At 63.7% G+C, this 16568-nt stretch carries 13 protein-coding genes and 2 pseudogenes; 8 read left to right on the top strand and 7 right to left on the bottom strand.

The genetic code is table 11. The annotated features are described in order from the left end of the window. Window positions 1-76: 76 nt before the first annotated feature. A pseudogene (locus WJU18_RS30155) lies at window positions 77-957 on the top strand (LysR family transcriptional regulator). A gap of 14 nt (window positions 958-971) precedes the next feature. Here WJU18_RS30155 and WJU18_RS30150 read toward each other — a convergent pair. From WJU18_RS30150 to WJU18_RS30120, 7 genes and pseudogenes are all read right to left on the bottom strand, one after another. Further along, window positions 972-2111, bottom strand: coding sequence for an ABC transporter permease (locus tag WJU18_RS30150; protein WP_423457963.1), 1140 nt, complete (start codon window positions 2109-2111; stop codon window positions 972-974). Window positions 2112-2113: 2 nt separating this feature from the next. Further along, window positions 2114-3235, bottom strand: a complete 1122-nt coding sequence (locus WJU18_RS30145) for an ABC transporter permease (RefSeq protein ID WP_423461130.1) — start codon at window positions 3233-3235, stop codon at window positions 2114-2116. Between the two features lie 56 nt (window positions 3236-3291). Continuing rightward, a complete protein-coding gene (locus WJU18_RS30140) occupies window positions 3292-4326 on the bottom strand; it encodes an HlyD family secretion protein (protein WP_423457962.1) in 1035 nt (344 codons plus the stop codon). Continuing rightward, window positions 4323-5756 (bottom strand): TolC family protein, encoded by a 1434-nt coding sequence (locus WJU18_RS30135; protein ID WP_423457961.1) that lies wholly within the window; start codon window positions 5754-5756, stop codon window positions 4323-4325. Before WJU18_RS30135 ends, WJU18_RS30140 begins: the two co-directional genes overlap by 4 nt. A gap of 120 nt (window positions 5757-5876) precedes the next feature. After that, window positions 5877-7820 carry a DNA helicase RecQ gene (gene recQ / locus WJU18_RS30130; protein ID WP_423461129.1) on the bottom strand — a complete coding sequence of 648 codons (1944 nt, stop codon included), beginning with the start codon at window positions 7818-7820 and terminating at the stop codon, window positions 5877-5879. A gap of 459 nt (window positions 7821-8279) precedes the next feature. Then, window positions 8280-8741: pseudogene (locus WJU18_RS30125) on the bottom strand (nuclear transport factor 2 family protein); the annotation flags it as partial. A gap of 16 nt (window positions 8742-8757) precedes the next feature. Then, entirely contained in the window at window positions 8758-9750 is a 993-nt protein-coding gene (locus WJU18_RS30120; protein WP_423457960.1) for a Bug family tripartite tricarboxylate transporter substrate binding protein, read from the bottom strand. A gap of 134 nt (window positions 9751-9884) precedes the next feature. Here WJU18_RS30120 and WJU18_RS30115 point away from each other — a divergent pair, with 134 nt between their 5' ends. The 7 genes from WJU18_RS30115 (at window position 9885) to ehuB (ending at window position 16474) form a co-directional block, all read left to right on the top strand. Next, the gene (locus WJU18_RS30115; RefSeq protein WP_423457959.1) at window positions 9885-10826 is read left to right on the top strand and encodes a LysR family transcriptional regulator; all 942 of its coding nucleotides are present in this window, start codon (window positions 9885-9887) and stop codon (window positions 10824-10826) included. A 95-nt stretch (window positions 10827-10921) separates the two neighbouring features. Further along, window positions 10922-11968: a homocysteine S-methyltransferase family protein gene (locus tag WJU18_RS30110; RefSeq protein WP_423457958.1), complete on the top strand. Its 1047-nt coding sequence runs from the start codon at window positions 10922-10924 to the stop codon at window positions 11966-11968. A gap of 354 nt (window positions 11969-12322) precedes the next feature. Beyond that, entirely contained in the window at window positions 12323-12838 is a 516-nt protein-coding gene (gene ectA, locus WJU18_RS30105; RefSeq protein ID WP_423457957.1) for a diaminobutyrate acetyltransferase, read from the top strand. 86 nt (window positions 12839-12924) lie between these two features. Then, window positions 12925-14190, top strand: a complete 1266-nt coding sequence (gene ectB, locus WJU18_RS30100) for a diaminobutyrate--2-oxoglutarate transaminase (RefSeq protein ID WP_423457956.1) — start codon at window positions 12925-12927, stop codon at window positions 14188-14190. Between the two features lie 42 nt (window positions 14191-14232). Next, window positions 14233-14622 (top strand): ectoine synthase, encoded by a 390-nt coding sequence (locus WJU18_RS30095; protein ID WP_423457955.1) that lies wholly within the window; start codon window positions 14233-14235, stop codon window positions 14620-14622. A 20-nt stretch (window positions 14623-14642) separates the two neighbouring features. Beyond that, window positions 14643-15584 (top strand): ectoine hydroxylase, encoded by a 942-nt coding sequence (gene thpD / locus WJU18_RS30090; RefSeq protein ID WP_423457954.1) that lies wholly within the window; start codon window positions 14643-14645, stop codon window positions 15582-15584. After that, window positions 15584-16474: an ectoine/hydroxyectoine ABC transporter substrate-binding protein EhuB gene (ehuB, locus tag WJU18_RS30085; RefSeq protein ID WP_423461128.1), complete on the top strand. Its 891-nt coding sequence runs from the start codon at window positions 15584-15586 to the stop codon at window positions 16472-16474. The genes thpD and ehuB overlap by 1 nt, the downstream gene beginning before the upstream one ends. The last annotated feature ends 94 nt before the right edge of the window (window positions 16475-16568 follow it).

Here is a 16568-nt window from a genome sequence, read left to right as displayed (position 1 = left end):
ATGGAGCGCTTAATTTATTGATTTAAAAGAGAAATGACTATCGAAGATAATTTGGAGAAGCCATAAGAAAAACTTCATGCACCTGCCTTTGAATGCCTTGCGGGCCTTTGATGCCGCCGCCCGCCATCTGAGCCTGACCCGCGCCGCGCAGGAGCTGCATGTGACGCAGACGGCCGTGAGCCAGCACATCCGCAATCTGGAGGACATGCTGGGCAAGCCCTTGTTCCGGCGGCTGCCAAGAGGGCTTGCATTGACGGACGAAGGCCAGTCGCTGCTGCCGGTGCTCTCCGACTCTTTCGCGCGCATGGCGCAGGCGCTGGAGCAGTTTTATGACACGCGGCCGCGCGAGGTGCTCAACGTGGGCGTGGTCGGAACTTTTGCGGTGGGCTGGCTGTTGCCGCGGCTGCGGGCTTTTCAGGAGGCGCATCCGTTCGTGGACCTGCGCCTTTTTACCAACAACAACCGGGTGGACATGGCCGGCGAGGGGCTGGACTGTGCCATCCGCTTCGGCGACGGCGCCTGGCATGGCACCGAAGCGCATCTACTGCTGCACGCGCCGCTCACACCGATGTGCTCGCCGGTCATTGCGGCACGCCTGCACCAGGGCGTTGACCTGGCGCGTGAGGTCCTGCTGCGCTCCTATCGCTCCGATGAATGGAGCGCGTGGTTCGAAGCGGCCGGCCTGCCTTGCCCGCGCCTGCGAGGAGCGGTGTTCGATTCGTCCGTGACCATGGCCGAAGCCGCTGCGCAAAGCGTGGGGGTGGCCTTGTTGCCCGCCAAGCTGTTTGCCCGCGAGATTGCAAATGGCCGCTTGCTGCGCCCATTCGCACAGGAGCTACAGCAGGGCGCCTACTGGTTCACCAGGCTCAAGTCGCGGCCAAGTACCCCGCGCTCCAGGCGTTCAGCGAATGGATCCGTGAAGCCTGCGAGCGGGAGCAGGGCGGATCAGCAATCTAGCGCGTCCTCTTCCGTCAAGTCATCTGTCCTCGGTTTACTTTCCCGACCCACAGCATCGCCAGCCACCCCACCAAGGCCAATGACAGAAGAACAGACAAGGGAAAAAGCGCGGCCACTACCGGCGCGCCCAATTGGTTGAGCTGCAACGAGGCCTTGATGGCCGCCGTGCTCGGCGACAGCCAGCGCAACCACTGCAGGATCGTGGGCAGCGCCTCCGCGGGCCAGCTGAAGCCGCCCATGAAGGCCAGCGGAATTGAGGTGAAGAGCAGTGCCTGCATGGCCCGTTCGCGGTCGGCGAGCCACCAGCCGATCAAAGCGCCCAAGCCCGCGACGGCGGGCACGAAGACCGCCAGCAGCAGCAGCGCCCCCCATGGGTTGCCACCCCGCGGGAAATCGTGCCAGACGAACATCCAGCCAAAGTAATACAGCCCTGAAAGCCAGCCCAGCGTACACAACGCCAGAAGCCGCCCGAGCCACACCCGGGGCGGCGCGGCGGCCTGGCCTTGTTCGCGCCAGGTGCCGACCAGCAGGGCCGAGCCCATCAGCAAGGTCTGCTGCAGGATCAGAATGGCCACCGCCGCCACCACGAAGCTGCCATAGCCTTCCGTGGGGTTGAACATGGCCTCCATCTGCAGGTTTACCGGCGACCGGCTGCTGGCGGCCTGCAGTTTGCTTTGCCCGCTTGCGCCAAGGCGCCGCAATTCGACGCCGGCCGATACGGTGCCGAAGGCCTCGGCAAATCCGTACTGCACCTGCTTGGCCGCCAATGGATAGGCGCCATTGGCATAAACGGGCACGGGTGTGCTTTCGCTGCGCACCACGTGGCGCTTCAGATCGGGCGGCAAGAGCGCATAGCCCATGACGTCGCCGCGCAGCAGGGCTTCGCGGGCTTCGCGCTCGTCACCGGTGGTCAGCACCACATCAATACGCGGGCTGGCCGAGGCAAAGCGCATCATCTGGCGCGCCAGGCCGCTGCCATCTTGCTGCACCACGGCTACTGGCACGCGCTGCACCACCTCTTCGGTATAGAACCAGGGGTAGAAAAAGCCGTAGAGCACGGGCGCGCCCACCAGCAGCAGGATCACACCGATATCGCCTGCCACTGTACGCAAGGTGGAGATGAAGGCGCCAAAGAGCGAGGAGGGGCTGGCCATGTTCAGCGTGCCCCCCATTTGTCAGGGCGTTTGAGGCCCCGGCACAGCCCCAGGGCGGCCAGCAGCAGCAAGATCAGCGTGGCCAGTACCAGGCCGGACACGATGGGCAGGCTTTGCACAATGGGCGCGCCCATCTGCAACTGCTCGATCTGCAGGCGCGCGTAGTGGGTATAGGGCATGGACAACGCCCACCCCCGGGCGGAAGAGGGCATGGCCAGCAAAGGAAACCCCACCCCGCTGAACGCGAATGCGGGTGCGGACAAAAGCCCCGCCCCCGACAAAGCCGTGCGCAGCGAAAGCGTGAGGGCCGCGATCAGGGCCCCCGCCGCCAGGCTGACCGCCACCAGCGCCGCCAAACCCACGCCTACCCAGCTCAGGCTCCCGGGCACAGCCCATCCGCGCCCCACCGTGAGCCACAGCAGCATCAACAGGCCGCACGACGTGAGGCTCAGCCAGGGCAGGGCGAGCTTGCCCGCCAACGCCCCGAGCATCGACGCCCAGTTGACGGGGCGCCCGCCCGTGGCCTCTTCGGCCCATTCGCCCAGTGTGCGGTCGCGCAATTCACGCCCCACCGCCCAGGCTCCAGCCGTCATGGCCAGGATGTGCAGCAGGGCCGGCACCAGGGCCGCTGTCAGAAACTGCTCGTAGTTGGTCGAGATGTTGAAGAGCGAGACCAGGCTGGTCCGCACCGGCTCCATGCGCACCTGCAGCACCTGGTTGGGCGTACCGCGTTTGGCGAGCGCGCGCATCTCCACGCCGGCCGACAGCGTGCCCACCACCTGGCGCAGATCACGCTGGATCAGGCTGGAATGCGTAGCCAGCTGCGCGTTGTGCATCAGCACCACTTCGCCCGCGATGCCACGCTTGACGTCCCGCGACAGGCCGGGCGGGATCTGCACCACCGCATAGGCCGACATGGATTGCAGCGCCCATTGCGCTTCCGCCGCGTTGAGCACCTGGGACTGCACGGCGAGCCCGGGCGTGGCTTCGAGCATGCGCACGAATTGGCGCGAGAAACTGCTGTGGTCCTGGTCCCACACGGCGATCGGCAGCCGCTCGGACAGCCCTGCCGAGAAAATCCAGGCCAGCAGCATCAGCGCCAGCGCGGGCACCCAGCTGATCATCGCCAGATCCCAGGGCCGGCCGCACAGCAAGCGCCATTCGCGGCGCAGGCTGTTGATCACTTGGTCCCTTCCACCACCACGCTCATGCCGGGCCGCGCGCCCTGGATGGGCTGCTCCGGCCGCGCACGCACTTCAAACGTGCGCGCATCGAAGCCCTGGCCTGCCCGCGTGGCACGCCAGGTGGCGAAATCAGGCAGCACGCCTAGGTACGACACCTGGAATTGCACTTCGCGGTTGTCCAGCGCCGGCAGGCGGCCCATGAAGCGGCTGCCCTGGGCAAAGCGGGCCAGATGGTCTTCGCGCACGTTCATGACCAGCCACTGGTCGTTCAGATCGACCACGGTGACCACGGCCACCCCCTGCGGCGACAGCTCGCCCTGCTTGGCGAGCACCTGGCTGACTTCGCCGCCCACCGGGCTGGTGAGCTGGGTCTCGGCGCGCGCGGCCTCCACTTCGGCCACCACCCCCTGTACCTGGCGGGCCTGGGCCTGGGCGGCGGCCCTGTCTTCCTGGCGCGCACCGGAGGCTGCCATGTCATATTGGGCCTTGGCGGCCAGGGCCTGATCGCGCGAGGCGCGGTAGTTGGCCTGGGCTTCATCGCGTTTTTGCGCGGCCACCAGGCCCTGGTCGTACAGGCTTTGCACGCGGCGCAACGAGCTTTCTGCCAGATCGGCAGCGGCCTGGGCGCGCTGCCAGTTCAGGCGGGCCATCTGCACTTCCTGTGGCCGGGCGCCGGCTTGGGCCTTGTCAGCCACGGCCTGCGCGGCATCGCGCGCGGCTTCGGCCTGGGCCAGCTTGGCACGCACTTCCGGGCTGTCCATCTCGATCAGCAGGGCGCCAGGCTGGATTTGCTGCCCCTCCTTGACCAGCACTTTGGCGATGCGGGCCGTCACCTTGGGGGCCACGTCGGTTTCGCGCGCTTCGATCTGGCCCTGGAAAAATGTCGGCGCGGGCTGTGCGGCCCGCCAGAAGCCCCAGATGACCAGCAGGACCACCACCAGGATCACGAGTATCGCCACGATGGTGGCGAGAGGGCGCTTGTCGCGGGCAACTGCTCTGGAGGGAGGAGGAGTGTCGATTTCAGCGGTCATGGTGCGTCGGAGGAGATCTGGATATCGGCCTGGGCCATGTACTGCTCGAAGGCATCGCTTTGCCCTGAGCTTTCAAGCAGCGCGGCCAGGCTTTGCACATATTGGTTGGCGCTGGCGGCACGCTCGGTCTGTACCTTGGCGAGATTGGTTTGCGCGTCGATCAGGTCGATCACGGTGCTGGTGCCCGCCTTCAGCCCCGCTTCGCGCAGGCGCAGCAGCTCGCGGGCCAGGTCTTCCTGGGCCTGCTGGGACAGGTATTGGCGCCGCGCCTGTTCCACGCCCAGCCAGTTCTTCTCCACCAGCAAGGCCAGGTCGCTGCGAATCTGCGCCTGCGTCAGCTCGGCCTGTTCCACCGAGCGCTGCGAGGAAGCTGACAGGGCATCGCGGTCGAGGCCATCCCAGAGCGTCCAGCGCACCGCGAGGCCGGCCGCCCAGTTGGGCTTGCCCTGGGAGGCGATTTCATGAGAGCCGAAAGCCAGCACTTGCGGCCGGCGCATGGCTTCCTGTGCCTCATGCAGCGATTCAGCCTGGCGCTGCTTGGCCTGGACCTTGCTCAGGCCCGGGTGGCGTGATTGGGCCGAGGCAATGAACTCCTCCAGCGGGGGTAGCGCACGCGTGCTGACGAAAAGCGGCGAGCCCGGCCGCACCGTGCCCGGCGCCTTGATGGTGCGCGCCAACGCCGTCGCTGCAAGGTCGGCATCGTCGCGGGCCTTGCGTGCCTGCTGCTCGGCATCGGCCAGCGCCGCGCTGGCTTGCAGGCGCTCTACCTGCGCAATCACGCCTGCCTTGAGCATTTTCTGCGCGGCGGAGTCATGCTCCTGCACGTTCTTCAAGGCGCGCGCGCGCAATTGCGCGGCCCGTTCGGCCAATTGCGCGCCGAAGTAGCGCTGCACCAGCAGCGAATGCAATGAATCGCGGCTGCTGGTGGCATCGGCCTGGGCTTCATCGGCGGCAGCGTCGAGGCCATTGCGCACGGCGCTGGTCAGGCCGCCCAGGTACAGCGGCCAGATCACGGAAAGGCTGGCCGATGCCTTGGTTTTCTCACGGTGCAGATCGACGCTGGTAGGGATCGTGGGCAGGCCGGGTATTTGCGCCACCCCGGGTGGCAGCATGCTCACTACGCCATCGAGCATGCGCCGGGCGGGGTCCAGATCCAGCTCGGCGTTGACCGAGTAGTGGTAGGCCATGCCCGTGACCGCCACCGAGGGCCCGCCCAGCCCTTCGGTGCCTTGCCGGCGCAAACGGGCGCTTTCCACCGCTTTGTTGCTTGCGGCCAACTTGTCGGAGCGCTCCAGGAGGGTCCGCTCGGCTTCGGCATAGCTCATGGCCGGTGCCGGCTGCCCCATCGCCGTGGGGGTGCCGAAGAGCATCAGACTGCTCAACAGCCACGGCCAGCGCTGCGGAAAAGATGACTTTTGGGAAAGCGCCATGAAAACCAATCGCGAATCCAGTGAATACGAAAGCGGCATGCGGCTCAAGCATGCCAGACATACCGGTCGGCTGAAAGATCATGCCAGGGAGTGCACTCGCCATCAATGGCGAACTCGGCCTCAGGCTGCGGCGCACACCCGCAACACTTCGTCCCCGTAGCGCTCTAGCTTGGTCGCTCCGATGCCGTTGACGCCTTGCAGATCCTCTGCCGATTGAGGGGCGCGGGCGGCGATGGCGGCCAGGGTGGCATCGTGGAAGATCACATAGGCGGGCAGGTTGTGTTCGCGCGCGACTTCGCCGCGCCAGGCCTTCAGGGCCGCGAAACGGGCTTGCGCGGCGGTATCCAGCTCCGCCGCGGCGGGTGGCGCGGCCTTGCTGCGGGAGCCGCGCTCCGCGCGTTCACCACGGGTCTTGCGCACCCGCTCCGGTTTTGCGCTGGCCGCGCGCAGGCGCACCAGTTGTTCGCCGCGCAGAATGGGGCGGGCCTCATCCAGCAGGCGAAGCGTGTTGAACGCCTGCGCATCGACCTGCAGGGCACCCACGGCGATCAGCTGGCGCAGCACGCCGCGCAGTTGGGGCTCGCTGAATTCCGCGCCCAGGCCGAAGGTGGACACCTGCTGATGGCCGAACTGCGCGACCTTGTCGGTGGATTTGCCGCGCAGGATGTCCATGATGTGGCCAGCACCGAAGCTGATGCCGCTCATCTGCTGGACGCGGTAGATGGTCGAGAGCAGCTTGCGCGCGCAGTCCGTGGCATCCCACACATCGGGCGGCTGCAGGCAGTTGTCGCAGTTGCCGCAATACGGATGCGCGTGGGTGCCGGATGCATCCCGGGCGCTCGTCATCTGCTCGCCAAAGTAGCCTAGGAGCCGCGCGCGCCGGCAGTCCGTCGCTTCGGCCAGCGCCAGCAGCGCGTCGAGCTTGCGCACCATGATCTGCTTGAAAGCCTCTTCGGCCGGGCTTTCGTCGATCATGCGGCGCTGGTTCACCACATCCTGCAGGCCGTAGGCCATCCAGGCATGCGCGGGCTCGCCATCGCGGCCGGCGCGGCCTGTTTCCTGGTAATAGCCCTCGATATTCTTCGGCATGTCGACGTGGGCCACGAAGCGCACATCCGGCTTGTCGATCCCCATGCCGAAAGCAATGGTGGCGACCATCACCACGCCTTCCTCGCGCAGGAAGCGGTCCTGGTTGGCCTGCCGCTCGGTGGCGGGCAGGCCGGCGTGGTAGGGCATGGCGTCCAGGCCGGCTTCGCACAGTTTTTCCGCCAGCTCTTCCACCCGGCGGCGGGACTGGCAGTAAACGATGCCCGATTCTTCCGCATGTTCCTGCTCGATGAAGCGCAGCAACTGCGTGGTGGCGTCCTTCTTCTCGACAATGGTGTAGCGGATGTTCGGCCGGTCAAAGCTGCTTACGAATTGCTGCGCCTGCTGCAATTGCAGCCGCTCGACGATGTCAGCGCGCGTGACGTCATCTGCCGTGGCGGTGAGCGCGATGCGCGGCACGCTCGGCCAGCGCTCGTGCAGCACGGTGAGCGCGCGGTACTCGGGCCGGAAATCATGTCCCCATTGGCTCACGCAATGCGCCTCATCGATGGCGAACAGGCTGAGCTGCCCATGGGCATGCAGTGTATCCAGCAAGCCCAGGAAGCGAGGGGTGGAAATGCGCTCCGGGGCGGCGTAGAGCAGGGTGAGCTGGCCCGCGAGTAGCTTGCGCTCCACCTCCTGCGTCTGCTCCCAATCGAGCGTGGAATTGAGAAAAGCAGCCGGCACGCCGGCTTCGTCCAGGGCGCCCACCTGATCGTGCATCAACGCGATCAGCGGTGAAATCACGAGGGTCACCCCACGCCCCGCGCGCTGGCGGGCAATGGCCGGTACCTGGTAGCACAGGCTCTTGCCGCCGCCCGTGGGCATCAGCACCAGCGCATCGCCCCCTCCTGCCACATGATCCACCACGGCCGCCTGCTGGCCGCGGAAAGCGGAATAGCCAAAGACCTCTTGCAGAATGGCAAGAGGCGCGCGAGCAACATCGATCGTCATGAAACTTTCAGGGGGCGGGGCCATGCCCTGCAGGAGCGGCTTCAGAGGGTGTCGTAAAAGTCTGAACGTCACTCTCGTCATTCCCGCCTGCGCGGGAATGACGGAGGGGGGCTTGGGGGACACCCTCTGAAGCCGCTCCTGCAAAGCTTTGGGGAAGTAGCAGCGGGCTACTATACGAGGATTCAGAATCCGATGGCCTCCCCAGGACGATATTTCAGGAACCAAGCCGTTTTTTGAGCCGAGCCTTGATTCCTCAGGCAGCGTCTTAGACGCGCTCAGGGTCCCCCGGGCATAGCGCCTGCTGCCTGAAACAGGATTGGCGTAGTGGAACGGCGGAATGAATACAGCTGGCCAGGGCTCGTATTCCATGCTGGGCGGCAAGTCGGGCGGCAAATGAGGCCGTACGCCACCCAGCGGTGATTTTGCCTTTGCCCAGCCTTCGTCGAAAGGCGTGTGATAGGTGCGGTAGAAGTGCAGCCTACGGATCCGCCAGATGCCATCCTCTCCCTTGCGGTAGCGAATCTCATAGGGCCCTTCTCCCCATACCGCGCTCTTGCCGAATTCCGCGATCTGCATGAAGCAGCGCCAGCGGCCGCTGGCATTCACGCCATCGTCGTCCACGTGCACGATGCCCTGCACGATCAGGTGGTTGTAGAGCTGCCCCCACAGCAGGCCGTTCTCATCGCTCTTGGCGGGGCCTTTGCCCAGTAACTCCTTGAACAGGACGACCACCTGCTGCTTGCCGAGGTAGACACCCAGCGCGGAGATTTCCACGCTGCAATCCTCGGTGAACAGATCCAGCATTTCGTCCCACAAGGCCTTGTCCAGGTAATAGCCATAGGCGCGAGTCAGCCTGTTGATGGCTTCGATGTCCTCAGCACGTTGCACACGCTGCTCCAGCACCTTCACCCTATCCAACAGTGCCTGCACAGAGGTTTGATCCATGTTGTCGCTCATATCTTTATTGGTCCAGCTTGATGCCCGTCTGTTTGATGATCTTTCCCCACACCTCATAGTCGCTGCGCACGATAGCCGCGAACTCCGCTTGCGTGGTACCCGTGAGGTCCAGCCCCATAGGCTCGAACTGCGCGCGGATCTCGGGCCGGCGGATCACGGCCACCAGCGCTTGATTCAGGCGCTCCACCGTGCCGGCAGGCAGCCTCGCGGGGCCGAAGAACCCCATCCAGCCGGTGATATCCAGGGCGGGAAAGCCTTGCTCGTGCGCCGTCGGCACGTTGGGCAACTGCTTGATGCGCGTGGGACCCGTCACGGCCAGCGCCTTCAGGCGCCCGGCCTGGATGTGCGGCAGCGAAGTGACGGGTGCATCGAACTGCAGCTTGGTGAAGCCGCCCAGCAGGTCACGCATCGCATCGGCCGAACCCTTGTAGCCGATATGGCTCAGCTTCGCGCCAGCCTGGTTCAGCATCTCGATGTAGAAGTGGCCGTTAGTGCCAACCCCTGGAGAACCGCCAGGCACGGGGTTCGCTTGGGCCTTGCTGTAGGCCACCAGCTCCTTGAGGTCATTCACAGGCAGGGAGGGGTGCGCCACCAGCACAGAGCCATTGCGATATACCTGGGTGATGGGTGTGAAATCCTTGAACGGGTCGTAGGGCGGCTTGCTGAACATGTGCGGCACCTGGGTGTGCGTCGTGTTCAGGCCCAGCATGATGGTGTGGCCGTCCGCCGGCGCGTGGGCCGTGGCCAATGCGGCCGGTACGCTGGCGCCACCAGGCTTGCTTTCCACGATCACGGGCACGTTGTCCAGTTGTGGGCCCAGGTAGTTGCCGATGGCACGCGCCAGGATATCCGCGGGTCCACCGGGAGGCGCCGGGACAATGATGCGAACCGGCTTGCCGGCCGTGGGAAAGTTCTGCGCCCAGGCGGGCAGAGCGAGGGAAGCCGTGGCGAACGCCAGCGTCTGGCGGCGCGTCAAGCCTGTATGGAAGTAGTGCATGCGCTTGTCTCCAAATATGGTTGTGGGCTCCTTGAGCGCGTCAGGAGCGTGTTCAAAGTCATCATATGAAGCCGGCAGGCGCGCGCATAGCGACGATTTCTCACGAGGTATCAACCGATAGTTAACATGGCGGCATGAACTCCAATGTCCCGCGTTCCATCGGCCGGCGGCTGCGCTTCGCTCAACTGGAACTGGTGCACGAGGTGGCCGAGTGCGGCAATCTCGCCGAGGTGGCCGCACGGTTGCACATCACACGTGCGGCTGTCAGCAAGGCGATCAAGGAACTGGAACGCTCACTGGGGCAAGAGTTGTTTCAGCGTTCGCGGCAAGGCATGGCGCCTACGGCGGCAGGCTTGCGCGTGGCCAAGCATGCGAGGCTGCTGATCAACGAGTTGCGGCATCTCACCGATGAGGTGGCTGCTGGCAACAGCAGCCACGGTGGCCTGTTGCGCATTGGCATGCCTCCATTCGTGGCGGAGCACGTCGCTCCGGCCGTGCTGCGCAGGCTGCTGACTGGGGCGCCCTGGGTGGCAGAGACGGTCCAACTCCACGAAGGGCGGCTGCACGCGTTCATCGAGCAACTGCTGCGCGGGGAAGTGGATGCGGTTCTGTCGCTGTATTCGCCGCGCGCGGTCGACAATCTGGATCTCTCGATGCTGGATATCCGGCCCTTTCTGACGGTTCCGATGGTGGTCATCGCTTCGCCTCAACTCGGCGTGCCGGAAAAGCGGCACCGGTGGGCAGACCTGCTCGGCTACCCGTGGATTCTTCCCTCGGCCAGCACGCACCAGCGCAAATCATTCAATGAAATGTTCACTGCGCGTGGAAGCCGGGCGCCGTCGCCGCTGGTGGAATCGGATTCGCTGGCGGCCAACGTGCAGCTGGTCGTCGAAGGCCTGGGCCTGGCCGTGGTGCCGCGCCAGGCCGCCGAAAGCTTGATCGCGGCGGAGCGCCTGCAGGTGGTTGATGTGCGTCCGGCGCTTCCCGAGACGGTGGTGGCACTGATGTACCGCAAGGTGAGCGCGATCTACATGGAGGCTCTGCAGCAGCTGGACCAAGCGGTGAGCGGGGGGTGATTGGAATCCTGGCTTTCCGGCAGATTGCGGAAGAATCCAATGGTCTTTTCGGGGCGGTTTCTCGGCCGGGGCGCAGGCTTTCTACAATCCTGGGTATGAACTCGCCAGCCTACACCCGCGCCGCCGCGCTGCCCGCCATTCTTGCGAAACGGATCGCCATCCTCGATGGCGCCATGGGCACCATGATCCAGCGCTTCAAGCTGAGCGAGGAGCAATACCGTGGCGAGCGTTTCAAGGATTTCCACAAGGATGTGAAGGGCAACAACGAGCTGCTCAGCCTGACGCGGCCCGACGTGATCAGCGATATCCACGAGAAATACCTCGCGGCCGGGGCTGACCTGATCGAGACCAACACTTTTGGCGCCACTCGCGTGGCCCAGGCCGACTACGACATGCAGGACCTGTCGCGCGAGATGAACCTGGCTTCGGCCAGGCTGGCGCGCGCCGCCTGCGACAAGTTCAGCACACCCGACCATCCGCGCTTCGTGGCCGGCGCTCTTGGCCCCACGCCCAAGACGGCCAGCATCAGCCCTGATGTGAACGATCCCGGCGCGCGCAACACCAGCTTCGAGGAACTGCGCGCAGCCTACTACGAGCAGGTCGAGGCCTTGGTCGAAGGCGGGTCCGATGTGCTGCTGGTGGAGACCATTTTCGACACCCTCAATGCCAAGGCCGCGCTCTTCGCCATCGAGGAGTTTTTCGAGAAAAGCGGCGAACGCCTGCCGATCATCATCAGCGGCACGGTCACCGACGCCTCTGGCCGTGTGCTTTCGGGCCAGACGGTGACGGCCTTCTGGTACAGCGTGCGCCACGTCCAGCCCCTGGCGGTGGGCCTGAACTGCGCCCTTGGCGCCGCGCTGATGCGCCCCTATATCCAGGAACTCAACCGCATCGCGCCGGAGACTTTCATCAGCTGCTATCCCAACGCCGGTTTGCCCAACCCGATGAGCGATACCGGTTTCGATGAGACGCCTGAAGTCACCAGCCGGCTGTTGCATGAGTTCGCCGCCGAAGGGCTGGTCAATATCGTCGGCGGCTGCTGCGGCACCACGCCTGACCATATCGGCGCTATCGCCCAGGCCGTGGGGCCACTGAAGGCGCGCGGAGTACAGCCAACCGGCTTTTATCCGGCCGCTGCATAGTACCGTTTCGCCATCGCCTGTGCTGAGGCAATAAAGTCCTAGGCAAATGTGCGGGCTTGCATGATCCGACTAAGGGGATTAGACTAAAAAAAGGTTCAGGGCGGCCAGCGGCCGCTACGGAATTCTCGGGTCGGCGCTTCGGTATTCACATCATTCCCCATGCACTTCGTGCATGAGCGGAGCTAGCAAAGCCTGTATCGTTCAACGGCCGTTTGGGTCGCTTGAGTTTTTTTGTAGGTCCCCCTCGAGGGGCCGACCGGACATGAAAGCCGTCAAGGTGCACATGTCTGATCGCCAGAAGCAATTGCACGTTCCACGCAGGAACGTCAGGCTTCACCACAAACAACCAATGGCATGACTCTTACAGGTATAGGCGCACCCACACTTTCCCTTTCGTTCGAATTTCAATCTGTTCAATCATCGGATGGCGCTACGCTGTGGCGCCTTGTGCAGAGCATTGGCACGCTGGAGCTCAATTCCGCGTATCTGTATCTTCTGATGGCCACCGACTTCGGCCAGACTTGCCTGCTGGCCAAGCACGAAGGCCAGCCAGCAGGCATGGTCATAGGCTACCGGCCACCGCGTGAGCCTGAGGCGGCCTTCGTTTGGCAAGTGGGTTTACTGCCACGCTTCAGAGGGCAGGGGTTAGGGCTTCGGATGCTCGAGGCCTGGCGCGAGTTGCCAGCCAATCTCGACGCCCGATGGGTCACCGCGACTGTCGACCCGCACAACCGGGCCTCACAAGCGCTGTTCGCCGCGCTGGCTCAGCGGCTGGATGTGCCGCTGGCTCAACAGCCGCACTTCACTACCGATCAGTTCCCCATCGAACATCCCGCCGAGCCATTGCTGCGGATAGGGCCCATTCACTGAAATGAACTTGTCATGCCCCACCGGCCCTGGCCGGTGAGCGCTAGCTCGTTCATTTATCTCGTCATCCACTGCCAAGAGGAGAAATCATGAATATTTTTGAACAACACGAGTCCGAAGTCCGAGGCTATTGCCGCAGCTTTCCCGCTGTGTTTTCGTCCGCAAAAGGGGCCTGGATGACCGACACCACAGGCCGCCGGTATCTGGATTTTTTTGCAGGCGCCGGTGTACTGAACTATGGCCACAATCCGGACCGCTTGAAGCAGGCGTTGCTGGCTTATCTCATGCGCGACGGCATCACCCACACGCTGGACATGTACAGCGAGGCCAAGGCCACGTTTATCGAGCGTTTCCAGGAGGTGATCCTGCAGCCGCGCGGCCTGGAATACAAGATGCAATTCCCTGGTCCCACTGGCACCAACGCCGTCGAGGCTGCTCTCAAGCTGGCGCGCAAGGTCACGGGGCGCGAAGATGTGGTGGGCTTCACCAATGGCTTCCATGGCATGACCTTGGGCGCATTGTCCGTCACAGGCAATGGCTTCAAGCGCGCTGGCGCCGGCGTGCCGCTAGCCCACGCAGCTTCAATGCCCTATGACGGCTACCTCGGAGGTGATACCGACACGCTGGATATCTTCGAAGCGATGTTGCTTGACAACGGCAGCGGGATGGGCCTGCCCGCCGCTGTGATCCTGGAGCTTGTGCAGGCCGAAGGTGGAGTGAACGTGGCCAGCCATGCCTGGCTGAAGCGTCTGCGTGAGATTACCGAGCGGCACGGCATTGTGCTCATTGTCGATGACATCCAGGTCGGATGCGGTCGTACTGGGGGATTCTTCAGTTTCGAAGCGGCGGGCATCGTCCCGGACATTGTCACCTTGTCCAAATCGCTCTCGGGCTACGGATTGCCGTTGGCGATGGTGCTCATCAAGCCAGAGCTGGATCAATGGGCACCCGGCGAACACAACGGTACTTTTCGCGGCCACTGTCCTGCGTTCGTGACAGGCGCCGCGGCGCTGAGCTTTTGGACCGACGCTGTGCTGCAGGACGCGGTCGTGCGCAAAGGTGATCTAACCCAACAGCGGCTGGAGGGCATGCTGCGCCAGCGCAGCGTCGACGGCAAGGTCCGTGGCCTTGGCTTGATTCAGGGCGTTGAATTCGCCGACGCCGCGTTGGCCGGCCAGGTTTCGAAAGCATGCTTCGAGCGCGGCTTGATTGTCGAGACCGCTGGTATCGATGATCAGGTACTCAAGCTGCTGCCCAGTCTCACCATCAAGGAGGAGGATCTCGGGCACGGGCTGGACATCATTGACCAGAGCCTGCAGGCCGTTCTCAGCGATGGTCTTCGCCAAGCGGCTTGACGCCAAGGTCTCATCTCATCACCACTCAAGAAAGGAACACACATGCTTGTCAAACACCTCGATGACGTTCTGGGCACGCCCGCTGACGTGGATACCGAAACCTGGACCAGCCGCCGCTTGATCTACAAGGATGCCGGCATGGGTTACTCGGTCAACGACACCATCATCAAAAAGGGTGCCGAAGTGGAAATGCATTACCTCAACCACCTTGAAACCGTGTACTGCATCGAAGGCGAGGGCGAAATTACCGATCTGGGCACGGGCATGACGCATCCGATCCGTGTGGGGACGATTTATGCGCTCAACCAGCACGACCACCATATCCTGCGCGCCAACAAGGGCACGCACATGCGCATGGTGTGCGTGTTCAATCCCCCGCTGACCGGTCGGGAAGTACACGATGCCTCCGGTGCTTACGCGCTGTCGGATTGAGCGAAAGGAGAGCTCATACCATGATGCAAAGTGAAGTACATACTGCCAGCGTCCGCGCGGACGATCGCTATCCTTCACGCCATCAGCCGGTGGCGGGCATCAGTGCCCGCCAGGACCTTGTGGTTCATGGCCGGGTCGAGGATGGGCCGCTGACACAGCGCGATCTGCTGTTCTACGAAGACAACGGCTATCTTGGCTTTGAGGGCCTCCTGGATGAAACTGATATCTCCTCCTGTCTGGAAGAGCTCCAGCGGCTACGCCAGGACGAGGCCGTGAAACAGGCTGAGGAAGCCGTCATCGAGCCGGGCAGCCGCGAGCTGCGCTCGATCTTCGCGGTGCACCGTTCAAGCAAGGTGCTGCGCCGGCTGTGCCAGCATCCGAAGCTGGTGGCGATCGCGCGCCAGTTGCTGGGAGGAGATGTCTACATCCACCAGTCGCGCATCAACTACAAAGGCGGTTTTCGAGGCAAGGAGTTCTACTGGCACTCCGACTTTGAAACCTGGCACGTGGAGGACGGCATTCCTGCCATGCGCATGCTCAGCTGCTCCATCAGCCTGACAGCCAATACGCCGCACAACGGGCCATTGATGATCATTCCCGGATCGCATCAGCGCTATGTGTCGTGTGTAGGCGAAACGCCTGACAACCACTACAAGGACTCGCTGCGGCACCAGGAAGTGGGCGTGCCCGACGACGAAAGCCTTGCCCGTTTGGTGGATGAATTCGGCATCGTCGCCCCAACCGGCCTGGCAGGCGCCGTGACATTCTTCGAATGCAACATCATGCATGGCTCGAACTCCAACATCACGCCTTTGCCGCGCAGCAATATCTTCGTGGTCTACAACAGCGTCGACAACCCGCCGCAGGCGCCATTTTGTGGTTTGCCGCCAAGACCCAACTTCATCGCCGAGCGCGAGGACATTTCTGCGGTGCCCTTCTCACCGCCATCCGCATCGAGCTGATGCCAAGATCAGCCGGAAAGAGAGACATGAGAAAAAATCCGAAATTCATTTTGCGGCGCGCTCTGCTCACTCTGGCGGGTGCTTGTGCGCTCCTCGGCGCTGGCGCGGCCAGCGCCGGGGTGACACTGGAGCAACTGCGGGAGCAGGGCTTCATTCGGGTGGGCTTTGCCAACGAAGCTCCTTTCGCATATGCCACCTCGTCAGGTCAGTTAACGGGTGAATCGCCCGAAGTGTTTCGCCACATCATGAACAAGCTCGGTGTAAAGAGCGTGGATGGTGTCCTGACTGAGTGGGGGGCGCTGATCCCGGGCCTGCGCGCGGGTCGCTTCGACGCCATCGTGGCGTCGATGTACATCACGCCCGCGCGCTGCAAGCGAGTCATCTTTGCGGACCCCACCTATGGGGTTGGCACGGCAATGGTCGTGAAGAAAGGCAATCCCGAGGGAATCAATACCTACGAGGATGCCATCGGGAATGATGCGAAGATTGCTTTTGTGGCGGGTGTCGCCGAAGTCGAACAGGCGCGCATGGCTGGCATGAAGCGCGGGCAGCAAGTGCTGGTGCCCGATTTCGCCGCAGCCGTGGCCAATGTGAAGTCCGGCCGCGCCGCAGCGGCGGCTTTCACGTCGCTCACCGCGCAGGATCTCGCCAATAAGGACGAGGAACTGGAGCGTGCTCAACCTTTCGACTTCGAGCACGATGGAAAAACCTACCGCGGCGAAGGCGCGTTTGCCTTCAGACCGGAGGACACCGGCTTGCGCGATGCGGTCAATGCTGAACTGAAAAAATTCATCGGCACGCCGGAGCACCTGGCCATGGTCAAGGAGTTCGGCTTCGATTCGTCGAACCTGCCCGAGCGGACCGCCGAGCAGCACTGCGCGGGCGAATAGCAGGAGGCCGGCCGTGGCCCTTTCGCCCAAGCTGACCGTGATCCTGGTGATGGCCATCATTGCCTTCGTGGGAGGACTGTGCGTCGTCAGCTTC

This window comes from Ottowia sp. VDI28 (assembly GCF_049532675.1).
Taxonomy (GTDB): domain Bacteria; phylum Pseudomonadota; class Gammaproteobacteria; order Burkholderiales; family Burkholderiaceae_C; genus Ottowia.
This window is presented reverse-complemented; position numbering and strand designations above follow the sequence as displayed.

Excerpts from the sequence above, each read along its gene's own strand:
- WJU18_RS30150 (WP_423457963.1), bottom strand. The coding sequence starts at position 2,111 with ATGGCCAGCCCCTCCTCGCTCTTTGGCGCCTTCATCTCCACCTTGCGT.
- WJU18_RS30145 (WP_423461130.1), bottom strand. The coding sequence starts at position 3,235 with ATGATCAGCTGGGTGCCCGCGCTGGCGCTGATGCTGCTGGCCTGGATT.
- WJU18_RS30140 (WP_423457962.1), bottom strand. The coding sequence starts at position 4,326 with ATGACCGCTGAAATCGACACTCCTCCTCCCTCCAGAGCAGTTGCCCGC.
- WJU18_RS30135 (WP_423457961.1), bottom strand. The coding sequence starts at position 5,756 with ATGGCGCTTTCCCAAAAGTCATCTTTTCCGCAGCGCTGGCCGTGGCTG.
- recQ (WP_423461129.1), bottom strand. The coding sequence starts at position 7,820 with ATGGCCCCGCCCCCTGAAAGTTTCATGACGATCGATGTTGCTCGCGCG.
- WJU18_RS30120 (WP_423457960.1), bottom strand. The coding sequence starts at position 9,750 with ATGCACTACTTCCATACAGGCTTGACGCGCCGCCAGACGCTGGCGTTC.
- WJU18_RS30115 (WP_423457959.1), top strand. The coding sequence starts at position 9,885 with ATGAACTCCAATGTCCCGCGTTCCATCGGCCGGCGGCTGCGCTTCGCT.
- WJU18_RS30110 (WP_423457958.1), top strand. The coding sequence starts at position 10,922 with ATGAACTCGCCAGCCTACACCCGCGCCGCCGCGCTGCCCGCCATTCTT.
- ectA (WP_423457957.1), top strand. The coding sequence starts at position 12,323 with ATGACTCTTACAGGTATAGGCGCACCCACACTTTCCCTTTCGTTCGAA.
- ectB (WP_423457956.1), top strand. The coding sequence starts at position 12,925 with ATGAATATTTTTGAACAACACGAGTCCGAAGTCCGAGGCTATTGCCGC.
- WJU18_RS30095 (WP_423457955.1), top strand. The coding sequence starts at position 14,233 with ATGCTTGTCAAACACCTCGATGACGTTCTGGGCACGCCCGCTGACGTG.
- thpD (WP_423457954.1), top strand. The coding sequence starts at position 14,643 with ATGATGCAAAGTGAAGTACATACTGCCAGCGTCCGCGCGGACGATCGC.
- ehuB (WP_423461128.1), top strand. The coding sequence starts at position 15,584 with ATGCCAAGATCAGCCGGAAAGAGAGACATGAGAAAAAATCCGAAATTC.